This window comes from Dactylosporangium sp. CA-152071 (assembly GCF_050936335.1).
Taxonomy (GTDB): Bacteria; Actinomycetota; Actinomycetes; order Mycobacteriales; family Micromonosporaceae; genus Dactylosporangium; species Dactylosporangium maewongense.
The window spans coordinates 2,772,704-2,792,557 of the sequence record NZ_JBNJMZ010000002.1; the positions used below are offsets into that span (position 1 = coordinate 2,772,704).

The 19,854-nt window shown below is 72.7% G+C and carries 20 protein-coding genes and 1 pseudogene; 16 read left to right on the forward strand and 5 right to left on the reverse strand.

Going from position 1 to position 19,854, the window contains the following annotated elements:
• Positions 1–1,737, forward strand: coding sequence for a cellulose binding domain-containing protein (locus ACQEVZ_RS52410; protein ID WP_433383097.1), 1,737 nt, complete (start codon positions 1–3; stop codon positions 1,735–1,737).
• A gap of 105 nt (positions 1,738–1,842) precedes the next feature.
• Here the strand turns inward: ACQEVZ_RS52410 and ACQEVZ_RS52415 are convergent, their stop codons facing one another.
• Both ACQEVZ_RS52415 and ACQEVZ_RS52420 read right to left on the reverse strand, forming a co-directional pair.
• Positions 1,843–3,201, reverse strand: coding sequence for an MFS transporter (locus ACQEVZ_RS52415; RefSeq protein ID WP_433383099.1), 1,359 nt, complete (start codon positions 3,199–3,201; stop codon positions 1,843–1,845).
• Between the two features lie 70 nt (positions 3,202–3,271).
• Entirely contained in the window at positions 3,272–3,547 is a 276-nt protein-coding gene (locus tag ACQEVZ_RS52420) for a Dabb family protein (RefSeq protein ID WP_344498591.1), read from the reverse strand.
• 83 nt (positions 3,548–3,630) lie between these two features.
• Between ACQEVZ_RS52420 and ACQEVZ_RS52425 the strand changes: the two genes are divergently transcribed.
• The 10 genes and pseudogenes from ACQEVZ_RS52425 to ACQEVZ_RS52470 all read left to right on the forward strand — a co-directional run.
• Positions 3,631–5,226 carry a nitrilase-related carbon-nitrogen hydrolase gene (locus ACQEVZ_RS52425; RefSeq protein WP_433383102.1) on the forward strand — a complete coding sequence of 532 codons (1,596 nt, stop codon included), beginning with the start codon at positions 3,631–3,633 and terminating at the stop codon, positions 5,224–5,226.
• Positions 5,227–5,286: 60 nt separating this feature from the next.
• Positions 5,287–6,087, forward strand: a complete 801-nt coding sequence (locus ACQEVZ_RS52430) for an oxidoreductase (RefSeq protein WP_433383104.1) — start codon at positions 5,287–5,289, stop codon at positions 6,085–6,087.
• A complete protein-coding gene (locus ACQEVZ_RS52435) occupies positions 6,084–7,049 on the forward strand; it encodes an alpha/beta hydrolase family protein (protein ID WP_433383106.1) in 966 nt (321 codons plus the stop codon). Before ACQEVZ_RS52430 ends, ACQEVZ_RS52435 begins: the two co-directional genes overlap by 4 nt.
• Positions 7,050–7,058: 9 nt before the next feature.
• Positions 7,059–8,249 (forward strand): aromatic ring-hydroxylating dioxygenase subunit alpha, encoded by a 1,191-nt coding sequence (locus ACQEVZ_RS52440; protein WP_344498582.1) that lies wholly within the window; start codon positions 7,059–7,061, stop codon positions 8,247–8,249.
• Positions 8,249–8,974, forward strand: coding sequence for a hypothetical protein (locus ACQEVZ_RS52445; RefSeq protein ID WP_433383108.1), 726 nt, complete (start codon positions 8,249–8,251; stop codon positions 8,972–8,974). The genes ACQEVZ_RS52440 and ACQEVZ_RS52445 overlap by 1 nt, the downstream gene beginning before the upstream one ends.
• Positions 8,971–9,903 carry a hypothetical protein gene (locus ACQEVZ_RS52450; RefSeq protein ID WP_433383110.1) on the forward strand — a complete coding sequence of 311 codons (933 nt, stop codon included), beginning with the start codon at positions 8,971–8,973 and terminating at the stop codon, positions 9,901–9,903. Before ACQEVZ_RS52445 ends, ACQEVZ_RS52450 begins: the two co-directional genes overlap by 4 nt.
• Positions 9,900–10,655 carry an SDR family oxidoreductase gene (locus tag ACQEVZ_RS52455; RefSeq protein ID WP_433383112.1) on the forward strand — a complete coding sequence of 252 codons (756 nt, stop codon included), beginning with the start codon at positions 9,900–9,902 and terminating at the stop codon, positions 10,653–10,655. Before ACQEVZ_RS52450 ends, ACQEVZ_RS52455 begins: the two co-directional genes overlap by 4 nt.
• A complete protein-coding gene (locus tag ACQEVZ_RS52460) occupies positions 10,652–11,281 on the forward strand; it encodes a hypothetical protein (protein WP_433383114.1) in 630 nt (209 codons plus the stop codon). The genes ACQEVZ_RS52455 and ACQEVZ_RS52460 overlap by 4 nt, the downstream gene beginning before the upstream one ends.
• Positions 11,278–12,021: a maleate cis-trans isomerase family protein gene (locus tag ACQEVZ_RS52465; protein WP_344498572.1), complete on the forward strand. Its 744-nt coding sequence runs from the start codon at positions 11,278–11,280 to the stop codon at positions 12,019–12,021. Before ACQEVZ_RS52460 ends, ACQEVZ_RS52465 begins: the two co-directional genes overlap by 4 nt.
• Positions 12,022–12,078: 57 nt before the next feature.
• Positions 12,079–13,326: pseudogene (locus ACQEVZ_RS52470) on the forward strand (MFS transporter); the annotation flags it as partial.
• 181 nt (positions 13,327–13,507) lie between these two features.
• Here the strand turns inward: ACQEVZ_RS52470 and ACQEVZ_RS52475 are convergent.
• Both ACQEVZ_RS52475 and ACQEVZ_RS52480 read right to left on the reverse strand, forming a co-directional pair.
• On the reverse strand, positions 13,508–13,708 hold the full coding sequence (locus tag ACQEVZ_RS52475; protein ID WP_425552102.1) for a ferredoxin: 201 nt from the start codon (positions 13,706–13,708) through the stop codon (positions 13,508–13,510).
• Positions 13,708–14,964 (reverse strand): cytochrome P450, encoded by a 1,257-nt coding sequence (locus tag ACQEVZ_RS52480; RefSeq protein WP_433383116.1) that lies wholly within the window; start codon positions 14,962–14,964, stop codon positions 13,708–13,710. The genes ACQEVZ_RS52475 and ACQEVZ_RS52480 overlap by 1 nt, the downstream gene beginning before the upstream one ends.
• Before the next feature lie 135 nt (positions 14,965–15,099).
• Here ACQEVZ_RS52480 and ACQEVZ_RS52485 point away from each other — a divergent pair, with 135 nt between their 5' ends.
• From ACQEVZ_RS52485 to ACQEVZ_RS52500, 4 genes are read left to right on the forward strand one after another with little or no spacing between them, the layout of a single operon-like run.
• On the forward strand, positions 15,100–15,417 hold the full coding sequence (locus tag ACQEVZ_RS52485) for a hypothetical protein (protein ID WP_354892264.1): 318 nt from the start codon (positions 15,100–15,102) through the stop codon (positions 15,415–15,417).
• On the forward strand, positions 15,417–16,343 hold the full coding sequence (locus tag ACQEVZ_RS52490) for a WXG100 family type VII secretion target (RefSeq protein ID WP_433383119.1): 927 nt from the start codon (positions 15,417–15,419) through the stop codon (positions 16,341–16,343). Before ACQEVZ_RS52485 ends, ACQEVZ_RS52490 begins: the two co-directional genes overlap by 1 nt.
• Positions 16,340–16,687, forward strand: coding sequence for a YbaB/EbfC family nucleoid-associated protein (locus ACQEVZ_RS52495; protein ID WP_433383121.1), 348 nt, complete (start codon positions 16,340–16,342; stop codon positions 16,685–16,687). The genes ACQEVZ_RS52490 and ACQEVZ_RS52495 overlap by 4 nt, the downstream gene beginning before the upstream one ends.
• Positions 16,677–17,270, forward strand: a complete 594-nt coding sequence (locus ACQEVZ_RS52500; RefSeq protein WP_354892269.1) for a hypothetical protein — start codon at positions 16,677–16,679, stop codon at positions 17,268–17,270. The genes ACQEVZ_RS52495 and ACQEVZ_RS52500 overlap by 11 nt, the downstream gene beginning before the upstream one ends.
• 150 nt (positions 17,271–17,420) lie before the next feature.
• On the opposite strand, the gene ACQEVZ_RS52505 is transcribed toward ACQEVZ_RS52500, so the two are convergent.
• The gene (locus ACQEVZ_RS52505) at positions 17,421–18,599 is read right to left on the reverse strand and encodes a glycosyltransferase (protein WP_433383123.1); all 1,179 of its coding nucleotides are present in this window, start codon (positions 18,597–18,599) and stop codon (positions 17,421–17,423) included.
• A gap of 179 nt (positions 18,600–18,778) precedes the next feature.
• Here ACQEVZ_RS52505 and ACQEVZ_RS52510 point away from each other — a divergent pair, with 179 nt between their 5' ends.
• Positions 18,779–19,807 carry an AI-2E family transporter gene (locus ACQEVZ_RS52510; protein WP_433383125.1) on the forward strand — a complete coding sequence of 343 codons (1,029 nt, stop codon included), beginning with the start codon at positions 18,779–18,781 and terminating at the stop codon, positions 19,805–19,807.
• Positions 19,808–19,854 lie beyond the last annotated feature (47 nt).

The following is a 19,854-nucleotide window of genomic DNA, read 5'->3' on the forward strand; positions in this document are numbered from 1 at the left end:
ATGTCAACGGCACGAACAACACTGCTGCTCGCCGCGGCGGGCGGGCTGGTCGTGGCCGCGCTGGTCGCCACCGGTCCCGCGGCGAACGCGGCCGCGGTGCCCGCGTTCCCGGGCGCGGCCGGCCCGGCCATGTACGCCACCGGCGGCCGGGGCGGGGACGTCTATCACGTCACCAACCTCAGCGACAACGCCACCGCCCCGCAGCCCGGGTCCCTCCGGTACGGCATCGCCAACGCCCCCGGCACCGGCCGGACGATCGTGTTCGACGTCGCCGGCACCATCAAGCTGTCCCCAGCCGGCCGGCAGGGCTGGCTCTCCATCGGCAAGAGCAACCTGACGATCGCCGGGCAGACCGCGCCCGCACCCGGCGTCACGATCATGGGGCAGGCCACCAAGGTCACCGGCGACAACGTCGTCATCCGGCACCTCAAGTTCCGGCCCGGGCAGGACCAGGCCAACCCCGGCACGGCGACGAACGACGGGATCTGGGTCACCGGCGACCGGGTGATCGTCGACCACGCGTCGGTCAGCTGGGCCGACGACGAGGGCATCAGCGCCAGCGATGGCGCCGGGCAGGTGTCGGTCCAGTACGCGATCGTGTCCGAGGGGCTGAACTACAACGGGCACAGCTACGGCGCGCTCGTCGGCAGCGACGTGACCGGCTCGAACATCGCCTACCACCACAACCTGTTCGCCCACAACCTCAGCCGGCTGCCCCGGCTGGGCAACGAGACCGGCGCGGTGAACGCGGTCGACTGGAGCAACAACGTCGTCTTCGAGGGCAAGGGCTACAGCGGCGACAACCAGAACGCGAGCGCCAACTTCGTGGGCAACACGTACCTGCGCCACAACTCGAGCAGTCCCGCAGTCTTCACCGGGGCCACCGGCACCAGCCTCTACCAGTCGGGCAACCGGGTCGACTACGACGGGGACTCGAACCTGGCCAACGGGCGCGACGCCACGTGGACCGAGTACGCCTCGGTCCCGACGCACCGGTCGGCCCGCCTCGACGTGCCGAACATGACCTACGAGACGGCCGCCGCGTCGCTGCCAAAGGTCCTCGACCGCGCCGGCGCGTTCTGGTGGGCCCGCGACGCCGTCGACACCAGGATCGTCGCCGAGACCCGCACGACCAGCGGCGGCCTGATCAACGCCCCGAACGCGGGCGAGTGGAACGCCCTGTGGAACGCCGCCCAGGTGAGCCGGCCCAGCGGCTGGGACACCGACCGCGACGGCATGCCCGACGCCTGGGAGTCCGCCAACGGCCTCGACCCGAAGGTGGACGACCACAACGGCGACGCGGACGGCGACGGCTACCGCAACGTCGAGGAGTACCTGGAGCACGCCGCCCAGGGCGGCCAGGCGAACCCGACCCCACCGGTCACCACCCCGCCGGTCACGACCCCACCGGTCACGACCCCACCGGTCACGACCCCGCCGGCGGGTGGGTGCACGGCGGCCTACCGGACCACCAACAGCTGGTCCGGCGGCTTCCAGGGCGAGGTGACCGTGACCGCCGGCGGCTCGCCGGTCACCGGCTGGTCGGTGCGCTGGACGCTCGGCGGCGGCCAGAGCATCGGCCAGATCTGGAGCGGCCGCCTCGCCACGAGCGGCGCGGCCGTCACCGTGACCAACGAGTCCTACAACAGCGCCCTCGCCGCCGGCGCCTCAACCACCTTCGGCTTCATCGCGACGGGCACGGCGACGACGCCGGCCCTGACCTGCGCCGTAAGCTGACCCAAGCCCCGGCGCCGGCTTCCTGCCGGGCCCTGTTCAGGGCCCGGCGGGTGCGGCTGATGCAGGAGGAAGCCGGCGCCGGCTCGCCCGCCGCCCCCTGAAGGTTCAGCGGGGGCGGCGGGCGAGGAGCACGTCGGTCACCGCGGCGGCGAAGGCCAGGGCGATGAAGCCGATCGCGACCGCGAGGGCCATCTCGATCGCCGCGGTCCAGTCGCCGTGCGTGCCGGTGAGGCGGGCGAAGAACACCGCACCGATCGCCGCGATGCCGAACGCCGCGCTGACGCGCTGGGCGGTCTGCACGACCCCGGCGGCGCTGCCGGCGCGGTCGACCGGCACGTCGGCGAGGGTGAGGGTCTGGTTGGGCGTGATGACCAGGCCGCTGCCGACGCCGGCGACCAGCAGCGGCACGGTCAGGGCCCACGGCGAGGCCACGAGGTGCAGCACCGCGGCCGTGCCCACGAGGCCGGTGAGGACCGTGACCAGCCCGGCCACGACCAGCGACCGGCCGAACTGGTTGACGACCCGGCCGCCCGCGAACGCCGCCAGGGCCGAGCCGAGCGCGAACGGGGTGATCGCCAGCCCCGCCTGCAGCGCCGTGAAGTGCTGGCCGCGCTGCAGGTACAGGGTGAGGATGAAGAAGTTCGCGGTGAACCCGGCGAAGTAGAGCAGCATGACGACCGTGCCGAGCGCGTAGGAGCGGCGCCGGAACAGGTGCAGGTCCGCCAGCGGCACCCGCGCGTGGCGCAGCTCCCACCACACGAACCCGCCGAGCGTGAGCACACCCGTACCCAGCAGGTACCACTGCCGCTGCTCGATCAGGGGCAGCAGGATCTGCACGACGGCGCCGCCGAGCAGCAGCACGCCGACCGGGTCCAGGCTCTCCCGTCGCCTGCGCTCCTCGGGGCGCCGCGGAATCATCCGCCAGCCGAGCGCCGCGGCGGCGAGCCCGACGGGCACGTTGATGTAGAACACCCAGCGCCAGCCGTCGGCCGTGCCGGCGAACTGGATGATCACCCCGCCGAGCAGCGGCCCCACCGCGGTGGCGATGCCGATCGTGGCGCCGAGCAGGCCGAACGGCCGGGCCCGCTCGGGCGGCGGGTACAGGCGCTGGATGAGGCCGGTCACCTGCGGGTTCACCACGCCGGCGAAGGCGCCCTGGATGAGCCGGGCGACGACCAGCCACGCCTCGCTCTGCGCCGCCCCGGCCGCGGCGCTGGACGCCGTGAACCCGAGCAGCCCGGCCACGAACACCGGCCGGATCCCGCGCGCGTCGCCGACCCGCCCGGCGGGCACCAGCAGCAGCCCGAACGTCAGCGCGTAACCGGACAGGACCCACTGCAGCCCGCTGGCGCTCATGTGCAGGCCGGCCTGCATGGAGGGGATGGCGACGTTGACGATGCTGACGTCGAGCAGCGTCATGAACGCCGCCACGAGGGCGATCGCGAGCGCCCGTCCCCTCCACATCGGCGCCGGACCTACCCGCCCGGCGGCCGTTCATGCCGCCGGGTGGCCGGCACGGGGGTGCTCGGCAGGCTCAGAAGTCCACCACGGTGCGCGACGCCAGGCGGGGGCGCAGCCAGGCGCCGACCTCCTGGTGCGCCTCGTGCGACTGGTAGCCGCGCAGGCCTTCGACATCGTCGTGGGTGGTGATCAGGCACAGGTCGGCGGAGACGTCGCTGCGCACGGTGTCCAGGCCGACGACCATCGAGCGGATCTGCGGCACCACGCCCACGAGGCCCTGCAGGAGCTCCTTGGCGCTCGGCGCGTCGGCGGGATCCAGGAACTTCATGACGACGACATGGGTCAGCACCAGAATCGACCTCTCTTTCAGTGGACGCGCGGCGAGTGTATGTTCGGGAAACACTGTTCCGCTAGAGGAACCAGGAGGCCCTCGTGAGGGTTGCCGCTGTCCAGTTCGCCGTCGGTCAGGACGTGTCCACGAACCTCGCGAACTGCCTGCGGATGATCGACCAGGCCGTCGCCGAGGGCGCGGACCTGGTGGTCCTGCCGGAATTCTGCAACCACCTGTCGTGGTACGACGACCGCGACCACGCCCGCCGCATGGCCTGCCGCCTCGGCGACCCGTTCCTGACCGCCGTCGCGGACAGGGCCGCGCAGCACCGCGTCCACGTGAAGATCAACGTTACGCTCGCCCGCGACGACGGGCGGACCACGGGCACGAACCTGCTCTTCGGTCCCGGCGGCGAGCTGCTCGGGCAGAGCGACAAGCAGACCCTGATGGGCAGCGAGAACGACCACCTGCACCGGGGCAGCGAGAACGGCCCGATCGTCGCCACCGCCTTCGGTACCGTCGGGATGTATGCCTGCATGGAGGGCGTCGCACCCGAGGTGGCCCGCGGTCTCGCGCTGCGCGGGGCGGAGGTGCTGCTCAACAGCCTCAACTCGTTCGCCACCGACGAGGCGAGCCTGCACATCCCGGTGCGGGCGGCGGAGAACCGGGTCTGGGTCGTGGCGGCCAACAAGGTCGGCCCGCTGCTGCCCGCCGACAAGCTGGGCGCCATCAGCGCCGGGCTCAAGGTGCCGCCGGAGTGGCTGCACGGCGCCGGCGAGAGCCAGATCGTGGCCCCGGACGGCACCGTCGTGGCCAAGGGCCCGCGGACCGGCGAGGCGGTCGTGGTCGCCGACATCGACCCGGCCCTGGCCAGGGACAAGCGCCGCCCCGACGGCACCGACCGCTTCACCGCGCGCCGCGGCCCGGTCTACGCACCGATCGGCCACGAGCCGCGGGACCCCGGAAGGCCGCAGGCCGCCGAGTCGCTACAGGCGGCGGTGGTACGGGCAGCCGACGGCACCCCCGAGGCCCTGGCTGCCGGCGCCCGCCTCCTGGTGCTCCCGGAGCTGCAGGACCCCTCGGTCGTGCCGGCGCTGCGGGAGCTCCTCCAGGGCACGGAGGCGGTCGCGGTGACCAGCGTCGTGGAGGACGGCGCCCACGTCGGCGTCGTGGTCTCCGGCGAGGGGGTCATCGGCCGGCAGCCGCAGCTGCACCCGGTCGCGCGGCTGGCCGGGCAGGTCAGCCGGCACGGCGACGGCGTGGCCACCTTCGACCTGCCGTGGGGGCGCCTCGCCGTCGTCGTCGGCGACGACGCCATCTACCCCGAGGTGTTCCGCCTGGCCGCGATCGCCGGCGCGGACGTGGTCGCGGTGCCGTTCACCCCGGCCGAGGACTGGGAGCTGGCGCTCGGCCTGCCGGAGCGGGCGGCGGAGAACCGGCTCAACATCGTCGCCGCGGCACCCCTGGGCTCGCCGTCGGCGTTCTTCGCGCTCAGCCCCGACTTCACGCTGTGGACCGCGTGGGAAGGGCCGTTCACGGGGCGGATCAGCCACCCGCTCGTCACCCTCGTGGAGGCCGGCACGCCGGTCGCCACGGCGGTCCTCGCGCCCGCGCAGAGCCGCAACAAGCTCGTCTCGCGCGGCACCAACCTCCTCGACGGGCGGCCCTGGCAGCTCGTCGACGCGCTGACCCGTTGACATCCGTTACCCGTAGCGAAACACTGTTTCCATTACGGACCAACGTTGGAGAGTGAGCGCGTGGAGGAAACCGTCCAGCACGTCGAGGAGATGCTCGACGCGTCGCCCGTGATCGACGTCCACGACACCTTCGCACAGTTCCAGCAGCTCCTGGCGGATCTCAAGGCCAAGATCGACGCAAGGTTCGACACGACGCGCGACCCGTCGACGGAGATCCTGGAGCAGTACGGGACATATCCGGAGGGTCCGGGCGGCCGGGTGGCCGCCTACAGCGGGCCGGAGGTCGACTGGATGGTGCACTCGTGGCTGGGTGACCCGTCGCGCAGCTTCGTGAACCTGCACCTCACCTGCTGGCTCGGCCCGCAGGTCCGGGTGCCGCACCTCGGCATCGCGCTGCTGTGCTGGCCCGGCGGCTGGTTCTACACCGACTACATCCCGCGGACCGACATCGTCGTCGACGGCGACTACTTCGACCGCTACTACGCGGGCCCCAACGACGCGTGGCTGGAGCACCGGGCGGACGACCAGTTCGCCTGGTTCACCAGCCGGGCCGGCTTCATCCGCGCCTCGCTGTCACCGAACGCGTACGTGTACTCCTTCGAGCGCACCGCGCGGAACCTGCAGGTGGTCAGCGACGTGCTGCACGCCCGGGTCGACCAGTGGCTCACCTGGGTCGACGAGGCTCCCCCCGTGCCGGAGGAGGAGCGCGCCGCGCTGCGCGAGCGGGACCTCGCGACCCGGCGCAACATCGCCGACCGCGACCCTGCCAACGTGATGGGCGTGCGGTACTTCGGCGAGGAGACCACCCAGCGTCTCGTGCGCGCCCTGTGGGGCGGCGACCGCGAACTGCCACGCCCGTGACGACGATCCGGTCCCTGTGGTCCGCCGCGACGATCCCCGGCGCGCCCGAGCCCTTCGCGACCGCGCACCTGAAGGTGTACTACCCGGCGCTGGTCACCGGGTCGGACGCCGAACGGCTCAGCGGCCTCTTCCAGGCCGACCCGGCCGGCGGGCCCTACCCGGTGGTGCTCGTGCTCAGCGGCGTCAACGTCGGCCAGGACGCCTACCGCTGGCTGGCCGCCGAGCTCGCCGCGCAGGGCTTCGCCGCCGTCACCTACGACTGGGTCGGCCCGCTGTTCGCCGGCCAGGTCGGCATCACGCCCGGCGTCGACCTCGCCCTGGCCCGGCCCGGCACCTACGGCGACGGCCCCACCTGCCAGGCGATCGCGCCGCTGCTGGAGCGGCTGGCCGCGCTCAACGCCGCCGAGGGGCCGCTGCACGGCGCCCTCGACCTGGACCGGGTCGCGCTGTTCGGGCACTCCGCCGGCGGCACCGTCGCGCTGCAGTCCGGGCGCTTCTTCCCGCAGGTGCGGGCGGTCGCAACGTACGGCGCGCACACCATGGTCTCCACGATGCTCGGCTGGCCGGCCGGCACGATCGCCGAGGCGCTCGTCGAATCCCCGGTCATGCTGCTCGCCGGCACCGAGGACGGCGTCATCGCCGCCTCCTCCGACCGGTACGGCGCCGCCGCGGACAAGCCGCACGACCCGGTGAGCCGCACGTTCGACGAGGCGCTCAAGGACCGCGACGGCGCCCACGTCCTCGCGACCGTGCACGGCGCGAACCACTTCAGCGTCGTCGAGCCGGCCGACCCCACCTCGGCCCGGTCGTTCCTCGACCGTCCGTCCACCGTGGGCGGCGCCACCGCCCGCGGCGCGATCGCCGGGCTGCTCGCGGCGTTCCTCCGCACCCACCTGCGCGACGGCGACCCGGCCGCGCTCGACACGTTCCCCCAGGACCTGGTGTCCGTCCGGCGCCGCTAGGAGCCCAGCATGTTGAAGAACTTCTGGTACGCGGTCGAGTTCGCCGACCGCGTCACCACCAAACCGATGCGCGCCACCTGTCTCGGGCAGGAGCTGGTGCTGTACCGCACGCCGAAGGGCCGCCCGGTCGCGCTGTCGGACCTGTGCGTGCACCGCGGCGCCGCGCTGTCCGGCGGCTGGGTGAAGAACGACTCGATCGTCTGCCCGTACCACGGCTGGGAGTACGAGCCCAGCGGCGCGTGCGTGAAGATCCCGGCAAACCAGCCGGGCCGCGGCATCCCGAAGAAGGCCCGGGTCGACTCGTACCCGGTGGAGGAGCGCTACGGCTTCGTCTGGGTGTTCCTCGGCGACCTCCCCGCCGAGGAGCGCCCACCGATCCCGGTCTGGCCCGAGTTCGACGACCTGGTCACCAACGGCGGGCGCTACAAGGCGGTCACCGGCGAGTACCTGTGGAAGTCCAACTACGAGCGGATCCTGGAGAACGGCTGCGACATCGCGCACACGCCGTTCGTGCACGCCGGCGCCTTCGGCAACCCGGAGCGACCCGACGTCGAGGAGTACGAGCTGGAGATCCCCGACGAGTGGTCGGCGTTCGCCACCGTGCGGCTGCACCCGCCCGCGCCGAAGGGCATCTGGGCGATGGTCGGGCGGCGTGGCAGGAACCTCAAGGAGCGCCCGCCGGTCGCCACCACCGCCGGCTGGATGCTGCCCAACATGATCAAGCTGCACGTCCGGCTCCCGCTGGGCAACCTCATCATCTACGACACCAACATCCCCATCGACGAGACCACGACGCTCGTGAAGTGGGTCGCGCTGCGCGACTTCTTCACCGGCAACTGGGCCGACAAGAACGCCGTCCAGCGCGTCGAGAAGATCTTCGGCCAGGACGCCCCGGTCGTCGACAAGGTCCGCCCCGAGCTGCTGCCGTTCGACCTCGGCGCCGAGCTGCACGTGAAGAGCGACCTGATCGCCGTGCACTACCGGCGGCGCCGGCAGGAGCTCGCCGAGCAGGGCTGGCTGCTGGGCGACGAGGACCGCATCATGGGCGACGTCCCGCGCCGCGAGGCGACGGTCATCGCCTCCCCCGCCCGCCGGGAGAACCCGGAGCTCGCCCGCGCCTGGGTGCACAAGGCGAAGGGCGAACACCCCACGGTCGCCGAGGCGGAGCGTCTCGGGCAGGCCCACCTGGAGGAACAGTGATGTCACTTCCGTTCGCGCTCGCCACCCGGGTCGTCGACGCGCTGCGGGACCTGCCCGTCGTCGAGGTCGGCTCGCCCTACCGGGAGCTGCGCTCACCCATGTCTCCGGCGCCCGTGGGCACGATGCGGGTGTGGGAGGGTGACGGCGAGGTCAGCCGGGTGGTGTACGTCGGGCTCGTCGTCCCCCCGATCAACCTCGACAGCCACATGGTCTTCGCGTTCACCGCGCCGAAGTCCGGGATCCCGCACTTCACGCTCGACTCCGTCCACGGCGGCGCCTACTACGCCTACCACCTCGACCTCATCCCCCGGGCCGAGCTGTCCTCCCACCTGTCCTACATGGACACCGCGTACCACCCGCTGACCGGCCTGTACGAGGAGGCGTCGCAGCGCGAAGGGCTCAGCCGGGCGCACATCGGCCCGCGCCAGCACGCGCTGATGTCGCCGTGGATGCTGGTGCACCGCGCCGACGAGGCCGCCTTCCGGGGCATGGACGCGATCGTCGACCAGTACGTGTCGCACTGGCTCGGCCTGGTCGAGGCGGGCCTGCCCGCCGACGTGGTCGCGTCGCTGGGCGACACCGACCTCGCCGCCCGCGACGCCGCCGTGCGCGCCAACCTGTTCAGCCCCGCCGTCGACCCGGTCTGGGCGCAGGTCTCCCGCCTGCTCGGCGAGCCCGCCTCCGACGAGATCCGCGAGGTGCTGATGGGCGGGCCGCTCGCATGACCGCCCCCGCTGAGCCTTCGGAGTGGCAGCAGCGCATCGCCGGTGAGTGGCACGGGCGGCCCAGCCTCTTCGACGCCGATGGCACCTGGCGCGGCTACGAGGACATCCGCCGCTCGTCGGTCTACGAAGACGGCGTCACCACGTACTACATGGACGGCGGCCTCGAGGGCGGCGGCCCGCTCGCGGGGCGGTTCCGGCTCGGCGCGCCGTTCGCGTTCGGCGTCGTCGACTCCGACGCCGACCGGATCTACACCGGGCCCGACTTCTACGGCGCCGGCCAGCCGTACGGCACGTTCGTCGACGCCCACTACTACGGCCCCGGCTGGCAGGTCGACCTCAACACGTGGAACCAGGTGCTCGGCGACGACACCCAGGTCTACTCGTCGATGCTGTACCAGGGCCCGGCGGTCGTCGGCTGCTTCAACGGCGTCTACAAGCGCGGCGTCTCCGCGGCCGAGCTGCAGGAGCATCTCGCCGCCGAGACCCGCAACGGCCCCGTGCCCTTCATCCTCCCCACCAAGCAGGCGGGCGTCTACAGTGGACGCTGCGAGCTGTGGGGCGCCGACCAGAAGCTCGCCGGCCCGGTCGACGTGTCGATCGCGCTCGCCCCCCTGGACCTGCTGCGCACCCGGCTCACGGTCACCTGGTCCGGCGCGCTGGACCGCTCGTACACCGTGGACTGGCGCCGCGACGGCTTCCGGTCCTTCTACGAGGGGCCGCAGGCGTGGGGCAACGCGGTCGCGTTCGGCCGCGCCAACTACCCCACCGTCCACTTCACCGACGTCGTGAAGGTGACCGGCCGCGAGTTCATGCTCGACGCCACTCCCGGGATGGGCGCCGGCACCTCGCTCGCGGTGGCCTACCGCGTGTACAGCGGCGCCACTCTCACCGGCATCCTGCACGGCGAGCTCTCCTGGAGCGCGGCATGACGGTTGTCGTGGTCACCGGCGGCACCCGGGGCATCGGCCTTGGTCTGGTCCGCTCGTTTCTGGCGCGCGACTGCGACGTCGTCTACTGTGGACGGTCGATTCCGACGCAGGACGTCGACCCACGGTCGCTCGGTGTGCTCGCGGACGTGACGGACCGGGCCGCGGTGCAAAACCTGTGGGACGAGGCCGTCGCCAGGTTCGGCAAGGTCGACATCTGGATCAACAACGCCGGTGTGTCCACGTCGCGGAAACCGTTGTGGGACCTGCCACCGGACGAACTCGACACGGTGATCGACGTCAACCTGCGCGGCCTCGCCCATGCCAGTGCCGTCGTCCTGGCCGCGATGCGCGCGCAGGGACACGGCACGCTCTGGAACATGGAGGGCTTCGGCTCCGGCAACCAGAAGGCGCCCGGCCTGGTCGCCTACGGCGCCACGAAACGGGCCGTCACGTACCTCACCGACGCTCTGGCAAAAGACCTCGGCAAGGATTCCCTGGTCAAGGTCGCGCACCTGTCCCCCGGCATGGTCGTCACCGACCTACTGTCGCGCGACTACACCCCCGAGGAGTTCGCGAAGGCGAAGAAGATCTTCAACATCCTCGCGGACAAGGTCGAGACGGTCACCCCGTGGCTCGCCGACCGCGTCCTCGCCGGGGTCCCCAACGGCGGCCGGGTCGCCTGGCTCACCACCCCCAAGGCGTTCGGCCGCTTCGCCACCGCCGCCTTCCGCAAGCGGGACCTCTTCGCATGAACGGCAATGACTACCCGGTCGTCCTCGCCGTCGAGGACTTCGTGCCGACGCTGCTCGCCATGTACGGGTTCTGGTTGCTGGCCGGCCTCGCGGTCCCCGGGAAGGTCACCGCCGGCCGGGTCGGCGCGGTCCTCATCGGCGCGGGCGGCATCGCCAAGTCCGTCTGGAAGCTGCTGGTCGCCGGGTTCGGCGTGGACCTGCCGTGGCTGGAGGGCTCGCTCTTCCCGCTCATGTCCGCCGGCGCCGTCCTGCTGATCTGGGCGCTGCTGCCCACGGCGCCGTGGTGGCCGTTCGCGGCCGTCTACGCCGCCGTGGCGGGCGGCGCCGCGCTGGCCGGCACGATGAAGCCCGTGTTCATCCTCGCCACCGCGGGCGTGACCACGATCAGCGTCATCGGCGCGGTGTACGCCGGGCGGCGGCGGGCCAGGCCGGCCATCGCCCTGTACACGCTCGGCATCGTCCTCGTCACGGCCCTCGTGCCGCTGCGCAACCACCCCGACCACGAGACGCTGCGCCTGCAGTGGATCGAGCAGGGCACGAACACGGCCGCGCAGCTGGCCTTCCTCACCGCGGCGTGGCTCACCGTCCGCGCCTACCGACGCTCCCCCTCCGAGGTGCTCGCATGACCGACGCCCTGGGCTGGCGCCGCAAGTTCGGCGTCATCGCCCCCTCCACCAACACGATCGTCGAACCCGACTTCTACGCCATGGGCGTGCCCGGCGTGACCGCCCACTTCTCCCGCATCCACATCCGCAACCAGGACCTGTCCAGCGACGAGGGCTTCGAGAACCTCCTGGTCCAGATCCGCGCCGAGATCGGCCACGCCTGCGAGCGCGTCCTCACCTGCGAGCCCGACTTCATGGTCATGGGCATGTCCGCGGAGACCTTCTGGGGCGGCGTCGAGGGCAACCGCGAGTTCGTCGCCCAGATCAACGGCATCACCGGGCTGAAGGTCGCCACCGGCGCCGAGGCCTGCGAACGCGCCCTGCACCTCTACGGCGCCCGCCGCATCGGGGTCGTCACCCCGTACCAGCCGATCGGCGACGAGAACGTGGTCCGCTTCTTCTCCGAGCTCGGCTTCGACGTCGTGCGCATCAAGGGCCTGCGCTGCCCGACGGCGGTGTCGATCGCCCATGTCACCGAGGACGAGCTGCGCGCCGCGATCCTGGAGGTCGACGGCCCCGACGTCGACGCCATCGTCCAGTGCGGCACCAACCTCTCCATGGTCCGCCTCGCCGACGAGGCCGAGCGCTGGCTGGGCAAGCCGGTCATCGCCATCAACGCCGCCACCTGGTGGATGGCGCTGCGCGACAACGACATCCCGGACAAAATTCACAACGCCGGATCGCTCCTCCGCAATCACTGAAAATCGCGTGCGGGGCCGCGCCCGACGCCGTAAGGTGCTCTCCTCGTGGCCCCTGTCATCAGCACCGTCGTCGATAAGGTCCTGCCGGCGCGGCTTGGCAGAGGGTTCCGGTGGCTGGTGGCGTCGTCGTGGACCAGCAACCTCGGCGACGGCATCGCGGTCGCGGCCGGGCCGCTGCTCGTCGCGTCGCTGACGGACAACGCGTTCCTGGTGTCGCTGGCCGCGCTGCTGCGGTGGGCGCCGCCGCTCGTGTTCGGGCTCTACGCCGGGGTACTGTCCGACCGGCTCGACCGGCGCAGGATCGTCATGGCCGCCGACGGGCTGCGGGCCGTCGTGCTGTGCGTGCTGATCGCGCTGCTCGCCGTCGACCGGCTGCCGGTCGCGGCCGCGCTCGCCGCGCTGGGGCTGCTGACGATCGCCGAGGTGTTCGCCGACAACGCGGCCTCGACCCTCTCCCCGATGCTGGTCGGACGGGACGACCTGGTCCTCGCCAACGCCCGGCTGCAGGCGGGGTACCTGACGCTCAACCAGCTCGTCGGGCCGCCGCTCGGCGCGGTGCTCTTCGCCGCGGGGCTGGTGTGGCCGTTCGCCGCGGAGGCCGTGCTGGTCACCGCCGGGGTGCTGCTGGTGTCCCGGCTCGCTCTGCCCGGCACCACCAGGCCGGCCACGGAGGCGCCCGGCAACGTGCGGCACGCCGTCATGGAGGGGCTGCGCTGGACGATCCGCCACCCGGCCGTGCGGACCCTGTCGCTGACGATCCTGATCTTCAACGTCACGTTCGGCGCCGCCTGGTCCGTCCTGGTGCTGTACGCGCAGCAGCGCCTCGGCCTCGACGCCGTCGGGTTCGGGCTGTTCACCACGGTCGGCGCCGCCGGCGGACTGCTCGGCACGGGCCTCTACGGCCGGCTGACCCGCCACGTGAGCCTCGGCAACGTGATGCGCGCCGGGCTCATCATCGAGACGCTCACCCACCTCGCGCTCGCCGTGACGACGTCGGCGTGGTTCGCGTCGGCCATCATGTTCGTGTTCGGCGCGCACGCGTTCATCTGGGGCACCACGTCGATCACCGTCCGGCAGCGGGCGGTGCCGGAGCACCTGCAGGGCCGCGTCGGCAGCGTCAACACGATCAGCGTCTTCGGCGGTCTCGTCGCCGGTTCGGTGATCGGCGGCCTCCTGGCGACCCACGTCGGCGTGACGGCACCGTTCTGGTTCGCCTTCGCCGGCTCGGCACTGTTCGTGGTGCTGCTGTGGCGCGAGCTGACCCGCATCGCCCACGCCGACGAGCGGCACGCACCACCCGGACCTGAGATCGCCCACGCCGACGGGCAGCACGCACCACCCGGACCTGAGATCGCCCACGCCGACGGGCAGCACGCACCACCCGGACCTGAGATCGCCCACGCTGGCGGGCGGCCCGCCCCGGCTGAGGACGAGCAGCCCACCCCACCCGGGGAAGGACGGCGCGCGACCGCCTGAACCGGGCCGGCTACGACCGGTCGTGGACCTCGATGACGGCCGCCGGGCAGCGGTTCGCGGCCTCGTACACCGACTCCTGGTGCTCCTCCGCGGGGTGCTCTGCGAGCAGGACCACGACCCCGTCGTCGTCGCGCTGGTCGAACACCTCGCCGGCCACCAGGACGCACACCCCCGACCCGATGCACTTGTCCGCGTCCACCGACACCCGCATCACAGGCCCTCCTCGGCCGGCTCGACCTTGTCCCACGTCACGGGCAGCGTCTCCGGCCCGTACACCGACGTCTCCACCTTGAAGCGGATGTCCTCGAGCGGCACCGCGAGCCGCAGCGTCGGGATCCGCCGCGGCAGCGTCGCCAGGACCGTGGTCAGCTCCAGGCGGGCGAGCTGCTGGCCGACGCACTGGTGCGGGCCGTGTCCGAAGCCGAGGTGCGGGCCGGTGGCCCTGCCGATGTCGAGCCGGTCGCCGTCGGGGTGCAGCTCCGCGTCCCGGTTCGCCGACTGGATGGCGACGACGACGTAGTCACCGGCCTTGACCGGCTGCCCGGCGATCGACGTGTCCTCGGTGACCTCGCGCAGGAGCCCCGAGCCGACGCCGAGATACCTGACGAGCTCCTCCGCGGCGGCGCCGGCGAGCGACGGATCCTGCCGCAGCCGCTCCAGCTCCTCGGGGTGCTCCAGCAGCGCGAGGACGCCGTGGCTGATCATGCTGGCCGTCGTGTCGTAGCCGGCGATCAGCATCGCCGCGCTCATCATGACCAGCTCCATGTCGGTGAACGGCCGGTCGGTCTGGTCGCTGCGCACGATCATCCGGCTCAGCACGTCCTCGCCGGGGTTCGCCCGGCGGGTCACCACCGTCATGTACAGGTACTCGAACAGCGGCTGCATGGCCGCGGCGACGTCGCCGGCGCTGGACTTGCCGTCGGAGAGCGCCTCCGCGGCGGTCTTGAACAGGTGCCGGTCCTCCTTGGGGACGCTGAGCAGCTCGGCGATCACGGCGGTCGTCACCGGCCGGGCGAAGTCCGCGTACAGGTCGACCGGCGACGGTGCCGAGGCCAGCGCGTCGAGGCGCTCGTCGACGATCTGCCGGACCAGCGGGCGCAGCTGGTTGATCCGCTTCATGTTGGAGACCTCGGGCGCCATGTGCCGGCGGAAGCGCAGGTGCTCCGCGCCGTCCATGCGCGGGAACTCGCCCTCGCCGACCGGGGTGTCGCCGCCGTAGCCCAGCAGGATGTGCGCGGCGACGCCGGACCGGTTGCTGAAGCGCTGCGGGTCGCCGAGGACCTCCCGCACGTCGGCGTAGCGGCTCACCAGCCACGCCTGCACGCCCGTGGGGCACGCGACGCGGACGACCGGGGTGCCTTCGCGGAGGCTCTCGTACTGCGCGGGCGGGTCGAACGGGCAGCCGCTCGCGGGCGGTAACGGCAGCGGCGGCAGCGCCGCGGACGGATCGTGCTGGACAGCTGTCATCGTGACCCCCGAACGGTGCGGCGCCGGCAACGGCATCCATCTTGGTCGAAGCATCGAGGAAACACCACCCTGTGATCCGGCCGCGGGCGGGATTGATACCCTCGGCCGCATTCCGACGGGGACTGGGGGGACCGGATGGCGGGACAGGACAGCTACGTCGACCCGGCCGAGATGACCGCGTTCGTGGGCAGGACGCACGGCGTCGCGGACCGGTTCGAGACGATGCGCGCCGGCGGCGCCGGCACCGAGGTCGGCCGGATGTCGTTCGGGCTGCTGCCGGCGTCGTTCCAGCTGTGGGACATCTACCAGCAGGTCGCCGAGGCGTGCCGGACCGGCCTGTCCGACGGTTACGAGGCGTTCGAGGAGATCGCCGGCGGCGTCGCCGACGAGCGCGACGCGTACGAGGCCAACGAGGTGGCGAACCTGGACCTCTTCAAGCCGCGGGAGGCCTGATGAGCGCCGTCGCGCTGGAGCGCAACAAGACCTACTTCGAGCAGCTCGTCGCCTGGTGCCCCGAGCCGTTCAAGGGCCTGACGCAGGCGGTGCTGTGGCCGTTCGAGCAGCTGCTGGAGCTGGTCGCTGGCGAGCCCGACGACCTGATGGCGGCGGCCCGGCAGGCGGCGACGACCGGCGACCAGGTCCGCGACGCCGCCGAGCAGCACCGGCAGAACGTGGCGCTGCTGAAGCCGCACTGGCGCGGGCCGGCCAGCGACTCCTTCGGCACCGCGATGGACGACTTCATCGACGCGGTCAAGGACCTCGCCGACGGCTTCGACCAGATGGCGCAGATCCTCGTCGAGGCGGCGAACGCGAGCGTCGAGGCGTTCAACCTCCTGTGCGAGATCATCTTCGAGTTCATCCTGTGGTACCTCGCCGAGCTCATCATCGCCGCGGTCGCGGCCGCCGTGTCGTTCGGCGCGAGCGCCGTCGCGTTCGCGGTGCGGGCCATCGCCCGGCTCGCCGCGACCCTCGGCCGCATGTGGAAGGTGATCGGCCGCTTCGCCGTCATCCTCGGCCGCCTCGCCACCCGCATCGGCAAGGTGGCGGAGCTGCTGATGAAGTACGCGGCGAAGATGAAGAAGCTGTTCGCCATGAAGCGGCAGTTCTCCCCGTGGAAGAAGGCGCTGTACTCCAGAGCCGGCCTGAACTTCCAGGTGGAGAAATTCCTCGTGTCGCTGCCGGGGAAGCTGGCGATCAACGCGGCGTCGCCCATCAACATCCCGGGGCTCGGCGGCACGGTGCTCGACGGCGTCGTCGGGTACAACGACCTGCAGGACGGCAAGAAGGACCGCAACTACGTGCACGACGGCACGTACAAGGACGTGACCGGCCGGTACGTGAAGCCGGTCCAGGACCTGATCGATCTGGTGGGCATATGACCGAGTACCCGTCCCTCGACCGGCTGGAGGCCCTCGTGCAGGGCCTGGACGCGATGAGCCGGGACCTCGGCGACCGCCTCGGCGCGCTCGCCGGCCAGACCGCGGAAGGGGTCAGCGACTCCGGCCTGGTCCTCGCGAAGGCCACCACCGACGGGGCCGTCACCGACATCCAGCTCGACCCGCGGGCGATGCGCTTCGGCTCGCAGGACCTCGCGGCCGACGTCCTGCAGGCCGTCAAGCGCGCCCAGGACAACGCCGCCGAGCTGTCGAAGGAAGCGGTGAAGGCGCTGCTCGACCCGGTCTCCCGCGCGGGTGACCAGCGGCGGTACCAGGATGAACACTGACCCGTCGCCCGCCGAGGCCTACGCCGAGGCGCTCGCCGAGCTGGCGCCCGGGGAGCGGGTCCTCGCCGCGGTCGTGGCGAAGGCGCCGCTGGGGCTCGGCCCGCCGCTGCCACCGGACGGCGACGACAGCCCGGTGACGGCGGGGTCCGCCGCGGGCGCCGTCGCCGGCGCGATCCTGTCCCCGCCGAAGCCGGGCCAGGGGTTCTTCTGGTGGCTGGTGTTCGGCCGGTCCGCGGCCGGGGCGGCGACGTCCACCGCCGCCGCCTGCCACGCGGCGACCCTGGGCACCGGCGGCCCGCTGCTGCTGGTGGTCACCGACGCCCGCCTGCGCCTGTACGAGCCGCTCGACCAGGCCCACTTCATCGACGAGCCGAAGTACCACACCAGGCCGGCCACCGAGCGGCTGCGCCCGGTGTGGGACGTGCCGCGCGCCGGCGTGCGGTCCGCCCGGGTCGGCTGGCACCGCCTGAACCCGTCCCGGCTGACGATCGAGTTCACCGACGGCTCGTGGGCGTCGTTCGCCGGCCTGCTCACCATGGGCCGCCGCAAGGCCGCCCCCGTCGTGGCCGCCCTCACCCGCTGACGGCGCGCCCTCAACCGCCGACGGCCGCGCCCAGCTGCTCGTGGCCGCCCTCACCCGCTGACGGCGCGCCCTCAACCGCCGAACGGCCGCGCCCAGCTGCTCGTGGCCGCCCTCAACCACTGACGGCCGCGCCGTTGCTGGTGGCGGCACTCACCCGCTGACGGCCGCCACCAGCAGCCGGGCCGCGGCGGCGGCGCCGTCAGTGGTGACATCCCAGGCGGTCGCGCCCGCCGTGGCCTCGACGCCGGGCAGGAGCGCCTCGTGCAGCGCCGCGTTCAGGGTGCCCGCGTGCAGGCCGGCGAGCGACGCCGAGGTCCCGACGCCGAGCGCGACCACCCGGGAGGCCCAGTAGAACTGGTCGCTGAACATCGGCACCACCACCTGCGGCACCCCCGCGCGGGCGGCGGCGACGGTGGTGCCCGCCCCGCCGTGGTGCACGGCCACCGCCACCCGCGCGAACAGCGCCTGCTGGTTGACGTCGCCGACGCTGACGCAGTCCGGCCCGTCGTCGACGGGGGCGAGGTCCGCCCAGCCCCGCGAGAGCACGACCCGCCGGCCGTTGGCCCGCGCCGCCTCGACCACGGCGCGGCTGGTGTCGGGTGGCAGCGGCATGCTGCCGAAGCCCACGTACACCGGCGGGTCGCCGGCGTCGAGGAACGCCTCGAGCTCCGCCGGCAGCGGCGCCGGGTCCCGCAGCTGCCACGCCCCGGTCTGCACGACGTCCAGACCGGCGGGCGCCGGGCCGAGGGTGGCGTCGGCGGCGAGCCACGGCCGGTCGGTCACGTTGTGCCGCAGGACGTCGCCGATCTCCGCGAGCCCGAGCCGGGCCCGGTTGTGGTTGACCCGTTCCAGGGCCCGGGCGTTCCAGGCGGCCGTGGTGGCGGCCCACCGGCGCTCGTTGTCCCCGGGCCGCCCCGGCTCCCACGTCTCACCCGGCGAGGGTGGCGGCGCGAGCTCCGGTGAGGGCAGTGCCACCGGCGCGTAGACGGCGGTCACGTACGGCAGGCCGGCGCGTTCGGCGACGGAGCGGGCAGCGTACTGGTGCGCGTTGGCACCGAGGACGGCGTCGCAGCCCTTGACGGCGGCGGCGAGCGTGTCGAACTGGTCGGTGATCAGGTCCGGCACCGGCGCGGGCGGCTGCCCCGGCGCGGGCCTGCGCATCTCCACGCCCATCGGCACCGCGTCAAACCCGTGACCCGCGACCCACTCCACGAAGTTGGGCGGCACGCACAGGCGGGCGTCGTGCCCGAGCCGGCGGACCTCGAGGGCCAGGGCCAGCACCGGTTGCACGTCGCCGCGCGTCCCTGCCGACGACACCAGCACACGCATGGTCTTCTCCTTCTCCCGTGGCCGCGCGCCGTCCGGCGCCGCGGCCACGAATTCTGCGGCAGCACCCGGGTCTTGCCGCAAGACCCCGTGCGTGTTATACGTTCCAATGGGGAGGAGACACCCGTGGTGTCATCCTCCGGCAATGGCGTTTCTCCGGCCCGCCCGGGCAGTAGAGCCGCATGCCGCCCATATGGCTGACACGGCTGGGACGGTCCGGCTGGCTGGTCACCGGCGCCGTCGTGGGCGCCGCCGCCCTGATCGTCGGCGTCGGCGTCATCCTCGCGGTCCTCGCACCGGTCCTCATCACCGTGACCATCGCCGCGGCCCTGCAACCGCTCATCGCCCGGCTCCGCAGCCGCGGGGTCCCGGCGACCGCCGCCGCGCTCACCGGTGCGCTGCTGGTGCCGGCGCTGCTCGTGCTCTTCGGTGCCCTGATGTGGCGCACGATCGCCAACGCCGGCGAGGGCTGGGCCGAGGTCGCCGACAGTGCCGGCGCCCACCTGCGCTCGGCGCTCGGCAGCGATCCCCTCGACGCGCTGCTGCGCTCCAAGCAGTGGCGCGAAGCGCTGCTCGGCGCGGGTTCGGCGCTGCTCAACACGGCCGCGCTGCTCGCCCAGGCCGCGGTCGGCGTGCTGCTGGGCGCGTTCCTGCTGTACTACACGTTCAAGGACGGTCCGGCGCTCGTCGACCACCTCGACCGCACGCTGCCGCTGCGGCCCGGCCTGACCCGCCAGATGCTGGACAGCGCCGCGCTGCGGCTGCGCCAGTACGTCCTCGGCACCACCGTCGTCGCGGCCATGGACGCGGCCGTCATCACCCTCGGCGCGGTCGCGCTCGGCCTGCCCCTCATCGGGATGATCGCGCTGGTCACGTTCGTCGCCGCGTACGTGCCCTATCTCGGCGCGTGGGTGTCGGCGGTGTTCGCGGTCGTCGTCGCCCTCGGCGCCGGCGGCGTGGAGGCGGCCGCGTGGATGCTGGTGATCGTGCTGGTGACGCAGAACGTCCTGGAGGGTGTGCTGCGCCCGTACGTCTTCGGCCGCGCCCTCGACCTGCACCCGGTCGTGATCCTGGCGGTCACGGTCCTCGGCGGCGCGCTCGCCGGGCTCGTCGGCGTGCTGCTCGCCCCGCCCGTGGCCGCCATCGCCGTCTCCTGGCGGGCGATGCTGCGCCCGCCCCCGAACGCCCACGTGGAGGCCGGACCACCGTGACCACCGCCCGCCGGGCCCACGAACGGTCGCCGGAGGCACTACGCTCG

Excerpts from the sequence above, each read along its gene's own strand:
- ACQEVZ_RS52480 (WP_433383116.1), bottom strand. The coding sequence starts at position 14,964 with ATGACAGCTGTCCAGCACGATCCGTCCGCGGCGCTGCCGCCGCTGCCG.
- ACQEVZ_RS52410 (WP_433383097.1), top strand. The coding sequence starts at position 1 with ATGTCAACGGCACGAACAACACTGCTGCTCGCCGCGGCGGGCGGGCTG.
- ACQEVZ_RS52445 (WP_433383108.1), top strand. The coding sequence starts at position 8,249 with ATGTCACTTCCGTTCGCGCTCGCCACCCGGGTCGTCGACGCGCTGCGG.
- ACQEVZ_RS52505 (WP_433383123.1), bottom strand. The coding sequence starts at position 18,599 with ATGCGTGTGCTGGTGTCGTCGGCAGGGACGCGCGGCGACGTGCAACCG.
- ACQEVZ_RS52450 (WP_433383110.1), top strand. The coding sequence starts at position 8,971 with ATGACCGCCCCCGCTGAGCCTTCGGAGTGGCAGCAGCGCATCGCCGGT.
- ACQEVZ_RS52510 (WP_433383125.1), top strand. The coding sequence starts at position 18,779 with ATGCCGCCCATATGGCTGACACGGCTGGGACGGTCCGGCTGGCTGGTC.
- ACQEVZ_RS52490 (WP_433383119.1), top strand. The coding sequence starts at position 15,417 with ATGAGCGCCGTCGCGCTGGAGCGCAACAAGACCTACTTCGAGCAGCTC.
- ACQEVZ_RS52465 (WP_344498572.1), top strand. The coding sequence starts at position 11,278 with ATGACCGACGCCCTGGGCTGGCGCCGCAAGTTCGGCGTCATCGCCCCC.
- ACQEVZ_RS52475 (WP_425552102.1), bottom strand. The coding sequence starts at position 13,708 with ATGCGGGTGTCGGTGGACGCGGACAAGTGCATCGGGTCGGGGGTGTGC.
- ACQEVZ_RS52460 (WP_433383114.1), top strand. The coding sequence starts at position 10,652 with ATGAACGGCAATGACTACCCGGTCGTCCTCGCCGTCGAGGACTTCGTG.
- ACQEVZ_RS52495 (WP_433383121.1), top strand. The coding sequence starts at position 16,340 with ATGACCGAGTACCCGTCCCTCGACCGGCTGGAGGCCCTCGTGCAGGGC.
- ACQEVZ_RS52455 (WP_433383112.1), top strand. The coding sequence starts at position 9,900 with ATGACGGTTGTCGTGGTCACCGGCGGCACCCGGGGCATCGGCCTTGGT.
- ACQEVZ_RS52415 (WP_433383099.1), bottom strand. The coding sequence starts at position 3,201 with ATGTGGAGGGGACGGGCGCTCGCGATCGCCCTCGTGGCGGCGTTCATG.
- ACQEVZ_RS52440 (WP_344498582.1), top strand. The coding sequence starts at position 7,059 with ATGTTGAAGAACTTCTGGTACGCGGTCGAGTTCGCCGACCGCGTCACC.
- ACQEVZ_RS52485 (WP_354892264.1), top strand. The coding sequence starts at position 15,100 with ATGGCGGGACAGGACAGCTACGTCGACCCGGCCGAGATGACCGCGTTC.
- ACQEVZ_RS52500 (WP_354892269.1), top strand. The coding sequence starts at position 16,677 with ATGAACACTGACCCGTCGCCCGCCGAGGCCTACGCCGAGGCGCTCGCC.